Annotated in this window: 8 protein-coding genes; all 8 read right to left on the bottom strand. The window is 38.3% G+C overall.

Annotation, left to right across the window (positions count from 1 at the left end):
* Window positions 1-154 precede the first annotated feature (154 nt).
* Window positions 155-868 (bottom strand): DUF4493 domain-containing protein, encoded by a 714-nt coding sequence (locus tag Q1W14_RS07970; RefSeq protein WP_300700487.1) that lies wholly within the window; start codon window positions 866-868, stop codon window positions 155-157.
* A gap of 10 nt (window positions 869-878) precedes the next feature.
* Window positions 879-3,053, bottom strand: coding sequence for a DUF4493 domain-containing protein (locus tag Q1W14_RS07965; protein WP_300700485.1), 2,175 nt, complete (start codon window positions 3,051-3,053; stop codon window positions 879-881).
* Between the two features lie 21 nt (window positions 3,054-3,074).
* Window positions 3,075-4,730 (bottom strand): PCMD domain-containing protein, encoded by a 1,656-nt coding sequence (locus tag Q1W14_RS07960; protein WP_300700483.1) that lies wholly within the window; start codon window positions 4,728-4,730, stop codon window positions 3,075-3,077.
* 37 nt (window positions 4,731-4,767) lie between these two features.
* Entirely contained in the window at window positions 4,768-5,508 is a 741-nt protein-coding gene (locus Q1W14_RS07955) for a hypothetical protein (protein ID WP_300700481.1), read from the bottom strand.
* A gap of 81 nt (window positions 5,509-5,589) precedes the next feature.
* Window positions 5,590-7,362: a DUF4493 domain-containing protein gene (locus Q1W14_RS07950; RefSeq protein WP_300700480.1), complete on the bottom strand. Its 1,773-nt coding sequence runs from the start codon at window positions 7,360-7,362 to the stop codon at window positions 5,590-5,592.
* Window positions 7,363-7,367: 5 nt separating this feature from the next.
* Window positions 7,368-8,687, bottom strand: a complete 1,320-nt coding sequence (locus Q1W14_RS07945; RefSeq protein ID WP_300700478.1) for a DUF4493 domain-containing protein — start codon at window positions 8,685-8,687, stop codon at window positions 7,368-7,370.
* A 33-nt stretch (window positions 8,688-8,720) separates the two neighbouring features.
* Window positions 8,721-9,491, bottom strand: coding sequence for a DUF4493 domain-containing protein (locus tag Q1W14_RS07940; protein ID WP_300700476.1), 771 nt, complete (start codon window positions 9,489-9,491; stop codon window positions 8,721-8,723).
* A gap of 284 nt (window positions 9,492-9,775) precedes the next feature.
* Window positions 9,776-12,745, bottom strand: coding sequence for a PEP/pyruvate-binding domain-containing protein (locus Q1W14_RS07935; RefSeq protein WP_300700474.1), 2,970 nt, complete (start codon window positions 12,743-12,745; stop codon window positions 9,776-9,778).
* Window positions 12,746-12,781: the final 36 nt, after the last annotated feature.

The following is a 12,781-nucleotide window of genomic DNA, read 5'->3' as shown; positions in this document are numbered from 1 at the left end:
GTGGGAGGTAAAAAGAAACGGAGAAGCAATGCCTCTCCGTTTATCCTAATTTAAAATTGAAGTATCTATAAATTCACTTTACAAATATACAACATTGCAAAGGCGATGTCAAGAGTTTCGGCAATTATTTTAACGTGAGTTCAATTAAATCTATTTACAGTTCTTCTTCTCTATATAATAGCAAAGAATGTGTGGAAATAGAATAGGTTACTTCATAAATGGTACCCGCTGTTAAAGTCCCTTTATAGTTACTATCTTGTTGCATGAGCTCATTATCGCTATTTGTAGCGGATAGTGAATATTGCAGTTTTGTATTACTGTTTTCTGGCAGTTCGAAATAGGCGGTTTCACCTTCTCTTAATGTTACTGTACGATTGTTTATTTGAGCGGAGAATGTGTAATCGGTGAACCAATTGCTGAAATCTTTGGGCAATATGAATTCCACACCAATATTTATCATAGGTACTTGAATGGAAAGATAATTTACTTTTTCTGCCACAATCGTGAAACTTTGTTCTTTGTAGTAGACAGGTTCACCTTTCTCATCATTCTGCCAGGTAGTTCCATAATTAGGAGAGTATGCTTTGAGTTTGTATTCTCCGGCTTCTAACTCTATTTTTGCGGATGCTTCTGCTGCTCCTGCATCGTATTTGACTACGGGAGTTCCATTGGATTTCACTATCTCGATGGCTAGTTCGGGGGTGACGGTGCGAGTAGATATTTGCGTGATATTCTCTTTCTCTACCTCAATGGAAGAAATCGAGAGATAGCCTTTATCTGATTCTAATGAAAGGATGTAATCTTCTTTCTGACAAGAGGCTAATAAAATGAGAAAAATAATGGTGATATATACTTTTATTAATTTCATATTGTTCTATTTATTTTGTGTATTCCAAATGAAGATCATCAATATAAAGCATACTTCCTATATGGGCATTCCAAGAACCCATTACTGGAAATGTAATAGATTTATTTTTATCAAAATCATCTGTAGAGAAAGATGTTTTTGTTGTAGAAAGAAACTGAATATAAATGGAAGTTGCTTCCTTCTCTATATCAATATAATCAAGTTGAATATTGGCTTGTTTGAACTCGCTATCAGCATTTGAATATGCAGCTGGAATAAATGTTCCTGTGGCTATTATATCATTTTGATTTTTTAGTTCGATATATGCTTTAAATTGATCACTACCTTTAGGCGCATATTTATACCAAAAAGAGAACTCTTGGGGACGTGATGTAAATGCATGTCCGGTGCTGATTGTTTCGCCCTTATCCCATTTGTATGTTCCGATAAATAGGCTTCCTGCAAATGCACCATCAGGGAGTACTAATAATGAGCTAGAAGCATAGGTTCCCCCATGTCCTGAAGTATAAATTAATGCAGCACGGCTACCTTCATGTTTATTATTCTCTGTATAACTGACACAGGCGCTCGAGGTTATTTTTACGCGTGAAACAGAATAATCTCTTGCACGCTCATTGTTTGTAGTCCACCAGATATCGTTATTATCTGAATAGGGTAGGAAATCATAGAATTTCTTACTACCGTCAAGGAATCCTGTTTTGCCAAGTTCTTTTGTTTGCCAGATCTCCATATCAGAATTAGGAATCTGAGTCAAAGGGGCTAGTATAACATCTGCTACATTACTTGCATAGGCGTAATTGCGATAGCATGCTTTTACTTTGTAGTTCCTATTTGTTGGAATAGTGTTGAAAATCTGTTGACGCGTATTGGAACACTCTTGCCAAGTTATGCCATTATCTGCGCTATACAAATAGACCAAAAAAGGTTTCATCTTTTCTATATTGCCGGAAGTGACATTTATTTCGTCAATAGTGAACTCTTTGCACCATATATTCCCTGGTCGTACGGTAACTGTAAATTCTGGCTTCACCACTTTTATTTGATAGTTTTCTCCTTCTTTACTGCTCCAACGATTATTGGCTTTTACTTTAAACTTCAAAGTGTTTGTAACTTCTGTTCCATTATCTGTTAGTAAATTGGCAGTAAGAGCAGATAAGTCAAGTTGTCCTTCTTTGGAAGTATTATCTAATTCAGGCAGTTTGATTCCAATGCTAGACAACGTAGTACGTTCTTCTTTCGTGAGCTTGGAAAGTGTATAAGTCTTATTATACCCAGTATATTGCGGATCTTTAAAATCGAGTGTGAACTCTACATCCTGTACAGGCGATGAAGCTGTATAGTTGATAACAGCCTCTGATGGCGCATCTGCTGTTTCTGTATAATTGAATACTGCGTTTCCACCGAACCCTGTAACTTTAGGTTTCGGTAACCACTCTAATGGAATTGTTTGAGTCACCGTTACTTTTTCAACTTCTACCTTATCGACTTCTAGGATAGTTCCCGATGTAGGCGTGGCAGCAGTGAGTGATAATTTGGTATGAGTACCAGCTGCAAAGGTTTGAGGCAAGCTTTCATTCTCTATCACCATTGAAACGTCTTTTCCGGTTTCTTGCAAGGTGGCGTAGAACGTTAAACCTACTTGGGATTGGGCACGGAAATAGGCACTCTTCTTTGTTTCACTATTTTCAAAGATGAGCGATGAACTGCCTACTTTTACTTTAACTCCATAGGAACTGTATAGTGTAGCAAACTTTTCCGGATTACTGAACTTTATGGAGAGTAATGCATTTGCTACTCTACATGGAATAGTGACAGAAGTAGTCTGATCTGTTTGTACCTCTGCTTCCGTTGTTCCTTCATAATAGGGAGTATCCCATGCCAATTCAGGGTTATCTCCACAGAAAGCTGTTAAAGTGTAGTTACCGGTAGAAGCTTCTATGATGCCTGATTTATATACACCATTGTATATAACGTTGTTCGTTTCTTTTTTAGTTATTTTCAGTTGAAACATATCGGCAACCGGCTTGCCTAATTCTGCGGGAGTGGCACGTGAAGTGATATTCGCTTGTTCCTCTCCCAACGATATAAGAAAGCCACTGTTAGTCATAGTCCATTCTTCATCGCCACGGCAAGCCGTGAAGAAGATCAATGAGAATAGGATGAGAAGGTTAATATATCGTTTCATAAAAATGTGTTATTGGTTCTTTTATTCGTAAATCAGCTCAAAATTATCAATCCATAATTTACTGCCTGTACCTCCGGTGAAGTAGTCACCGTATTTGCTGGCACTTGCTACCACAACAATATACTTAGGTGTACGATTGCTGTAGCGATATTTCAAAGGCAAGTCTATCTGTTGATACGTAGATATTGTCTCTCCTTTTATTAACTCAGCGTATGCTATTACATGCGAATCACTCTTGTCGAACAATTGTCGTTCCGATGGGCGGGTACGGATTTCAAGTGGCTCGTCCCAGTCAGTCAGAGCAATGTAGATGTGACAAGAATCAGGACGCCCTTTCAGATAAGAATAGGCATCTTCGCCCACTTTATCAATGTTCACTGAGGTATATTTATAGTTGATACGCAATTTCGAAGGGAAAGAGGTGAATGGACGACCAAAGCTGAGTACGCCATTCGTTCCTACTGTCTTCAGATAGCTGCCTGTAAAGATATTACCGGCCGCAAACTTCAACACTATATATTTAGATTCTAACAAGGCTGCCTGTCCACTACCCTTGCAAGTTTCGTCAGTCGGTGTGGAGTTACTCTCGCCGACGGTTGTAGCACCACGATTTCCCGTATCCCAAAAAGAGGTACCATTTGTGGTCCATGGATTCCATAGTTTATCGACTTTATGCCAGTTGTCGAAACTGCCGTCAGTCAAAGCTGTAGCGGGGGTAGTATTGAAGGATTGTGTATCTCCTGCACTGCCATTTATACTGATGCGATATTGATAGGATGTACCAGGTGCAAGTCTATCTATAGATGCAGTATAGCTGGTGCCACTGACTTTTATGGCAGATGCAGCTAAAGCTTTCCAATCGTTTTCACTCTCTTTTTTATATTCTACAGTGGGTTGTTTTCCACTTTGAATACTTCCGGAAAGAGTGGCGCGAGTAGCCATAGGGAATACATTGGACGAAGAAGAAGTTTCTTCATCTTTCTGATAGACATAAACAGTCCATTTGTAACTGACTTCTTCCCAAGCTCTTGAAACAAAGAAGATATTCGGCTTTGAGAAGTCAAAGGTTTCGGAAGCAGTAGGGTCGGGCACAACACTGCCACGCACGCCACCTAAATTGAAAGCAGAAACTTTAATCTTATCTAATGGCTGACTTTTTGAAACATAGATAATCACATTTCTATTGACATCGTCTATAACTGTTTTACCAATCTGGTTCTCCAAAACAATGTCGCGTTTGATAATTTGCTCTATTAATACCTTCCATTGATAATCCTGATAAGTTCTTAATGTAACTATTACGGGATCGGAAAAGTTAACACGTGTATCGGAGGATACAGGTATGTTTTCTAATGACTCAAATCCTTTTTTGGGGAATTTAGAGTAATTGTTACAAACAGCAGAATCGAGGACGAGTGAAGCATCGTTGCTTACCGTCAGCTTTTTGATGCGAAGCTTCTCTAAATCAACCGAATCGTCCACATATAAAGTTATGATACGGCTGGTCTTATTAATAGTAGTTTGTGTACTGCTATTCCCTTCGGCGTCACATTGACCTTCTACTTCTAGAGTAAGGATGCTGCCGTCTACAATTGGATAAGGTATATCATTCTCTATTGCACAAGCAGCAAAAGCCAATACACACAACAAACAGTATATAAATTTCTTTATTGTCATTTCATTTACTAATTTGAGACTATTTACAATTTGTTATTTATAAGTAGAATGTCATACCAATATTGATGGAGAACAGGTTTATCTTGAAGTTACCCGAAGAAGTTCTTCTTTTGCCGGATTCGATTTGATTTGTTTTCTGATCCTGCCATTTGAAATTATACCCCATTACTCCAACAGATACTTCTACAGCTGACCAATCAGTAACAAAGGCTGTCATACCCGGAGCAATACCTAACTGCAAGTTATGTGCCCGCTCAAAGGTTCCATCATATTCTGTACCCGATCCGGTAGAATTCTTTCCTTCGCTATAACCGTAAGTCAGTCGCACTTCATTGAAAAGGCCGAATATCTTGCTTCTACCAATAGGCGTATAAGTGCGTAGGAAACCGGAAACTTCATATTTATGTTCCAGATAATAAAGGTTCTTCAAGCTGATATTGAAGTCCTCACCCAGATTCAGATCAAAGTTATCCATATCAAGATAGGTTCGATTATATGCAAAGCGCATACCTGCCGATACATTGTCTTTAAAGAAATAACCCACGTAAGGACTAATACTAAAGGTATATCCTAAACCTTGTACATCTTTTAGAACCAAGAAATTCAAATTATCTTCGTCGTGTTCAGAGTAGGATACCGTTCCCCCTGCCATCCACTGTCCTTTTGGGATAAATACCGATTTCATTATTTCCCGGTCTATACGTTTGGGACGTTGTGCATTGACAGAAACAATTCCTGCAAGTAACAGTAGTATGGATAATACTATTTTAATCTTCATAAATAAAAATGTGTGTACCCGGTAGAAAATTCGCATGAAAGGAATAATCTTCCGGGGTAAAGTTATAATTTTCTTATTATATTACTTGATAGTAGGAGTAGTACCATATATTAATTCAAAGTCATCTAAATACATAATACTATTCTTGCTTCCTGTAAAATAATCACCATACTTACTGGATGAGCAGACGATAATAATATGTGTAGGTTTAGTCGTAATACTATGATATTTGAGCTCTATGTTGAATTCTTTCCACTCTCCGTTGGTTGAACCACATTCAGATAGTGGGAGCTCTCCATAAGCAACAATGCCAGGATCGTTTTCAAAGTCTATAAATGTACTTGTGTTTGTATTATCAACGAGGTATGTTTGTGTTGATAATGCAATGTAAATTGAGCATATGTCAGTACTTTGATCTTTTACTATACCAGCACTTGCCGGAGTATTGCTACCTACATATTGAATTGTTCCAGGTGCATATTGGAAAAATCCATGTAACTGGGTCGGGCGCGAAGTAAACGGTTGTCCAAAGTTTATTTTAGCACCTTTAGTTGATACCAATCCGGCAAATGAACCTGTATATAAACTTGCAGCAGCAAATTTTACTACAACATATTGTGATACTAATTGGGCTGACTGACCTCCTGCACTATGAATAGTTCCGGAATTACCTGTAGTTGGATTTATTCCAAAAGATCCTGTACCGCCATTACTCGAGTCCCAAAAACTACCCTTTTCAACTCCTTCTTTAGTATCTGCATACCATGTGGATCCGGATTTATACCAATTATCAAAATTACCATTGTATAATTCAGTAACAGCTTCAGTTGTGAAAGATGCAATATCGCTAGAGTATGTATCATTGTCTTTTTTATATACTAAACGATAATCATATTTTGTATTAGGTGTCAAACCAGTCAATGTTGTTTTAAATTTCTTTTCTTCCTGTGTCGCAGATTCGGATATCCATGTTTCGGTTGTGGATAGTTTGTATTCAAAAAACATGTGGGTTTCATCAAGGTCTCCTTTTGAAGAACCAACTGTTCCTTCCAAGTATGCAAAACTACTCCATGCATTAGCTGGTTGAACTTCTAATCGGGTAGTTGTTTCGGTAGAAACATTAAAAGTAAATGTATAAATAGTTTCTGTATCATCTACTGTAACATCTACACCACCTACTGAACCTGATTCTGCAATCTTGTAATTCAATATATAATGGTCACGAGCTTTAACGTTATTAATCTCATTTGTCTGTGAAAATTGTTTCCCGGATTTGTTAGTTACATTAATGGTTGCTGAAAGATTGCCTACAGGGAAATAGGCGGATTTATTAGCTTTCCCCATAATGAAGTTTAGAGAACCAACATTGGTTAGTTTTGATGTAATAGTTGATGAAGCAGATCGAAAAGCATCAATAAATGTTGGGTCAAAATTGACTGTTACTTTTACATTAGCTAATGTACAAGTGATATTCACAGTCTTTTCTTTTCCGCTTTCAATCGTGATTTGCTCTTCTCCACTGTAATAGGGTATATCAAAGCCTGACTCTGAACCGTCAAAACCATTGGACGATGCTTGGATTGTATAAATTCCTGGCTTTAGTCTTAGCTGTTTACCTGACCAAGTTTCCCAATCATCAGTTTCTTCAACAATGTTTCTTTTAGCATCAAGTATTTGAACTGCAATTTGCTTTGGATTATAGCTGTCAGCAATTCTTGTTTGTGGTTTTGTATAAGAATTTGTCCCAATTTCCAATCGTAAATAGCCTGTACTATTTACGGTTTCTTCATTTTGGCATGAAATTATAGATGTCGAAATTAGGAAAATAAATATTAGGTAATATAATTTTCTCATTGCGATTATTCTGTAATTGTTACTTTAAATACTCCCTTAGTTTCGTTATTATTATTGTCAACCACTGTTATTGCAAACTCATGTGGATTTTCTGAAGAACCTGTAATTGTTAGAAGGCTAAAGAATGCACCTATTGGAAATGAATATTCAATATCATTTGAAACAGGTGTTTTGACTTCTTTATTCAAACTGGTGAATAAATCATCAATCTTAGTATTATTAACTAAATTAACACCATTGATGAAATCAATAGCACCACCATCTTCATCACTTCTAGTTTGGAATTCTTTTAAAGCTTCATAAAAGCCTTCGTTTCCTGCTGTGATTTTCACAAACATCTCTTTGATACCAGCTGAAGTTGTAATTAGTGCATCAGCAGAGGGTAAATCAGACATTTCATAAGCTTTCAAGATAACATCTTTGGGTAATTTCAATGTAGGTCCATCTCCTGGATTTTCTCCAGGGTTATCACCACCGCCTTCTTCTCCACCGCCGGGTTCTTCTTCTCCTCCTACCGGAATCTCTACCGATTCACTTTCATTTTCAAAAGTAATGAATGCCTTAATCGTAATTCCAGATACACTGCCTGTTGATGAAGATACAGTTCCCATATTGATATCTAAGGCATCACCACCATTGAAGAACTCGTTTTCATCTTCATACTTGTTAGAAGCATCACTTTTCTTGAAAGTGCGACTTTCACTAACAGTGTTCCCTTCGGTAGTTACTGCTCTGATATTAACAGTAATAGCAGTAACCGAACTATCATCAAAATTCCAGTATATGGCAGATGGAGCTACTTCAGTTTCGTCAAAAGACAAGGCTGTATTGGAACCGTCGTCAACTGTGATAGTCCAGGATTTGAATGAAGACTGAAAGTCGTCGCCATACTTAATTTGAATTCTGCTGTTCTGCATCTTACATACAACGGAGGTCGAAGTTGTAATGCCCTTAGTGATAGACATGGTAGTACTTCCACCATAATAAGGAGCACCCATTTTCTTTTCGAGCTTTCCAGGAGTATGCGACGTTACTGTATACTTTCCTACCGGCAGTGATACGCTTGATGGCATATCTTCAACAGTAGCATATTCTTTCTTTACATCGGAAACTTCAGTGCTTGCACCTGTTATGATAACAGGGAAACTATTGGTTACTACACCGGCACGTGTCTGTGAAACAGGTTGTTTAACAGAAACACCTAATTCTAAAATACCCATTTCCGTTTTTGGAGATGTATTTCCCGTCAATTCGTTCTTCATCTCACAAGATGCTAAACTTAAAATTGCCAAGATTCCTATGGATGTGATATTGAATAGTTTCATGTCTGTACTTCTTTATTTGTTTTTTATGTAAGATTAGAGCCACTCTGATGGAACTACAATGTCAATTTCATGATCATTGGTAGATTCATCAATTGTTATTGTAATACCCAGATTACCATTGTTATCTTGCGGGGCGATGTTTAATGTCCAGGACTTGTTGGGAGATAATGCATAAGTCTTTTCAACAGAGCTTGATTTGTTGTCGGATTTTCTAGTGACATGGATGGTCGCTTTTACTGTTTCACCTTTCTTGTTAACTTTCAGATACCAAGGTTCCGTATCCATTTTGTTCCAAGTGGCGGTAGAACCGCTTGCAGTAAGAGCTACAGTCTCATAAACTACAGAATAATCGCTGAAATAGGTAGCCATTTCTTCGGCAAAGTTAACTACAGCCTTACCGTGAATCGGCGTACAATCTACTGATATACTTTTGTCATTACCTTCTACAGCAAAAGTAGTAGTACCTTCTACATAGAAAGACTTTCTTGATGCATTGCTATCTTCACCATAAAAAGCTTTCAAGGTATAAGAACCATTGTTGAGATTGATTTTTTCAGGAACTTCATTATATATAAACTCTTTTTCTATATTGCCTGAACTATTTATAATCTGAACAGTGTAGTTATTCACATCCGCATAACTATTTTCATTCACAGCGCGTGTGTTGGGCTTGAACTTTGCGTCCGTTGTAACTGCTAAATGAATAGAACCTTCATTGGTATTAGTAGACACCTCATTCTCTGATGAGCATGATGTTGCGATAAAGGTTGTGCCTATTATGCAACTTAACAAAAATGTTTTCATATTTGTCATATTGATACTTTGAAATAGTTTATTTGAATTCTCTCGAATTAGATTGATAGAAATATCTGCCGTTGCAGAAAATACTATCTATTGACAATACTTATTATCTTTTTAACCTTGCTAATTTTTAAAACCGAATGCAAAAATATAGTTTTTGTCCAATAATAGATGTATATTCTATGCTGTTTATTGCCATAAATGAAAAATGGGACATAAATAGTCCCATTTTAAACAAAAAAAGAATATGCTTTAAGTATCTGTTTTGTATTATATTAACTGTTTCTTTATGGTTCAGGTAATAAAACCACTCCCTGTTTTTTCTTTCCGTCCATCTTCACAACAATAGGCTGATTGAAGTGTACATGACGCAGATATTTAGTTTCATGGACAGCAGGTTGAGTATTTAGAAATTCCTGATTATACACTCCATCATTCATAAAAGCATTGATTGTAAAGTAGCCTACACCAAAAGATGTTAGGTTCTGGAAGAAATGAGTTCCTTGGCTGGGATCGACACGATAATTGGTTAATCCGGCTTCTACAATAACACGGGCGGCACTGATATGCGGCCATTTCACAGGGATACCTAACCATGTGTCGCTACTTCCCCAACGTCCGGGACCGACTAATACGTAATTCTTTCCTTCATTCAGAAATTGTTGGTTCAACTTTTCAATCTCCCAAGCAATATCTTGATTGTGGGAAGCACTGTAATCATCTGTTTTTACGTAGATAATATCGTGAATATCGTTCATGATGCCATGTCCTAATGAGTTGTTAGAACGTAGCAAAAGCTTCTCGTCAGGAATAGTGGTAAGATCTTCGTCCAACATTTCTTTGGTGTCGACAATAGGACGAATTTGCAGTAAATAGAAAGTGCCTGTCTTATCTTTCTCCCGACTCATGGTAGCAGCAAACTCTATTTCTATGGGACGACGCATCTCTTGTTGTCCGTATTTCAATACTAATTGCAAAATCTTGGATAATGGGAATACATCGTGCTGTAGGATATTAGCAAACGTGATAACTTTACGACCTCCCGGATATAAACCATCTCGGATAACCTGATCGTATGGATCGTATGTAGAAGCTATATAGTTTAAAGAACCGTCTTTTTCCGCCTCTTTGACGTGAAGTTTTAATAGGTTAAAACCATCATCGATGGAAAAATCCTGTCCTACATTCCTTAAATCAAGGGCATAGAAACGAGTTTGCGTTTCTTTAAGTGCAATATCCAATTCGCTGGTTTGCAAAATCTGATTCGGGTGATAGGGAGAGAATCGAAGAGTCATTCCGCCATCCACAATGTATTTGCCTAAGCCTAGAGCCAGGTTTACAATACCTTCTTCAGCTTTCTCATCGCCAAGAGGATAATAGTTCAGCGAACGTGCTACGCCGGACATAGACGGATAGTAGCGGTCGCCATATTGGTTGCCGACTACTTCTTGCAGGATAACTGCCATCTTCTCTTGGTCTATGACATTGCTGGTAGCTTGCATATATGCTTTAGAATCCCGGAAAAAGACCGAAGCGTATACACCTTTGATGGCGTCGCTAAGCATACGCAGCATTTCGTATTTGTCATCCAGATACGGAATCATATAGGTGTTATATATGCCGGCAAATGGTTGGTAGTGCGAGTCTTCTAATAAAGATGACGAACGGATGGCGATAGGAGACTTCACTACATCGAAGAAAGTGAAGAAGTCCTCCACCAGACTGTCTGGTAGCTTGGCTTTTAGAAAATATCGCAGGATAATATCATCATCTGCATCCGAAAGAGCAATCTGATACAGGTTATTAGTATCCATGAACTCATCGAATACATCTGTACAAAGCACCACGGTCTTAGGAATGGCAACACGGGCATTCTCAAACTCGTCAAATTCGGGATGGTGTTTTACCATATTATCAATAAATGCTAGGCCACGGCCTTTTCCTCCTAACGAGCCATCGCCGATACGGGCAAAGTTGGAGTAGCGGTCAAAGCGATCGCGCTTGAATACTGCTACCACACCTTGATTTTTCATCTTACGATACTTCACGATAGCCTCGAAGATAATCCTCCGATGAGCATCCACATCCTGTAAACTGTTCCAGGTGATGGGTTTTAGGAACTCAGCTACCGGGAACATGGCACGTGAATATAACCAGCGGCTTACGTGATTGCGGCTAATATGGTAAAGGAATGATTCTGCCGGTACGGCAAAAAGAATATTCTGCAATTCTTTCAGGTTCTTTACGCGGGCAATCTCTTCTAAGGTGTTAGGATTGCGGAAGATGAAATCACCGAATCCAAAGTTATCAGATACGATACGCCGCAAATCCACATCCATCTTCTTGGAGTTCTTGTCGATAAAAGCAGCATCGTATTTAGCTGCATACGCTACGTTATCCGACTCGGAAGACTGAATAATAAGAGGCACAAACGGATCTTCTTTACGTATGGCTGCACATAGCTTGATTCCTGCTAATCCATCTTTTTCTCCACGTTCCACTCGTGGAAAGCGGACATCGGTAATGACACCTAATATATTATTCTTGTATTTCTCGTAGATATTGATGGCTTCTTCATATGTACGTGCCAGCACAATTTTAGGACGACCTCTCATACGAAGTGTACGCTGATGTGCATTCAACGCTTCCGTAGAGAATTCCTGGCTTTGCTTCAACACAAATTTATAGAGATTCGGGAGGATGGAAGAATAGAATCGAATACCATCTTCTACCAACAATATAAGTTGTACACCCACTTCGTTGACATCATGTTCCAGATTCATCTTGTCCTCTATCAACTTGATGATGGAAAGCAATAAATCGGTATTTCCCAACCAACAAAATACATATTCAAAAGGACTTAGATCTTCATTAGCTATCCGTTTGGTAATGCCGTGGCTGAAAGGAGTCAATATCACCATGGGAATGTGCTCGTATTGGCTTTTAATATTTCGCGCTACATCAAAACCTTCATTGTCTCCTGTTCCCGGCATGCAGATAATAAGGTCATAGGGCATGGCGGATAGTTGCGCTAATGCTTCCTCACAGGTTGAAACCTGAGCGAAACGGGGAGGATAACGTAGAGAAAGAGAAGTGTATTCGTTGAATATCTTTTCATCAATACGACCATCATCTTCGAGCATGAAGGCATCGTAAGGATTCGCTATCAAGAGCACGTTAAAAATGCGTCGCGTCATGAGGTTGGCGAACTGTGTATCCTTGAAATAGAGCTGATTTAATTTATACTTGCTGAGCATTGCTTCTCCTGATTTGTTGATTCTGGTAGCAAAAGT

Origin of the sequence: Bacteroides sp. (assembly GCF_030151085.1) — a bacterium.
Lineage (GTDB): Bacteria > Bacteroidota > Bacteroidia > Bacteroidales > Bacteroidaceae > Bacteroides.
Note: the sequence above shows the minus strand (reverse complement) of the source record. Positions and strands in the feature narration are given on the sequence as shown.

Excerpts from the sequence above, each read along its gene's own strand:
- Q1W14_RS07970 (WP_300700487.1), bottom strand. The coding sequence starts at position 868 with ATGAAATTAATAAAAGTATATATCACCATTATTTTTCTCATTTTATTA.
- Q1W14_RS07965 (WP_300700485.1), bottom strand. The coding sequence starts at position 3,053 with ATGAAACGATATATTAACCTTCTCATCCTATTCTCATTGATCTTCTTC.
- Q1W14_RS07960 (WP_300700483.1), bottom strand. The coding sequence starts at position 4,730 with ATGACAATAAAGAAATTTATATACTGTTTGTTGTGTGTATTGGCTTTT.
- Q1W14_RS07955 (WP_300700481.1), bottom strand. The coding sequence starts at position 5,508 with ATGAAGATTAAAATAGTATTATCCATACTACTGTTACTTGCAGGAATT.
- Q1W14_RS07950 (WP_300700480.1), bottom strand. The coding sequence starts at position 7,362 with ATGAGAAAATTATATTACCTAATATTTATTTTCCTAATTTCGACATCT.
- Q1W14_RS07945 (WP_300700478.1), bottom strand. The coding sequence starts at position 8,687 with ATGAAACTATTCAATATCACATCCATAGGAATCTTGGCAATTTTAAGT.
- Q1W14_RS07940 (WP_300700476.1), bottom strand. The coding sequence starts at position 9,491 with ATGAAAACATTTTTGTTAAGTTGCATAATAGGCACAACCTTTATCGCA.
- Q1W14_RS07935 (WP_300700474.1), bottom strand. The coding sequence starts at position 12,745 with ATGCTCAGCAAGTATAAATTAAATCAGCTCTATTTCAAGGATACACAG.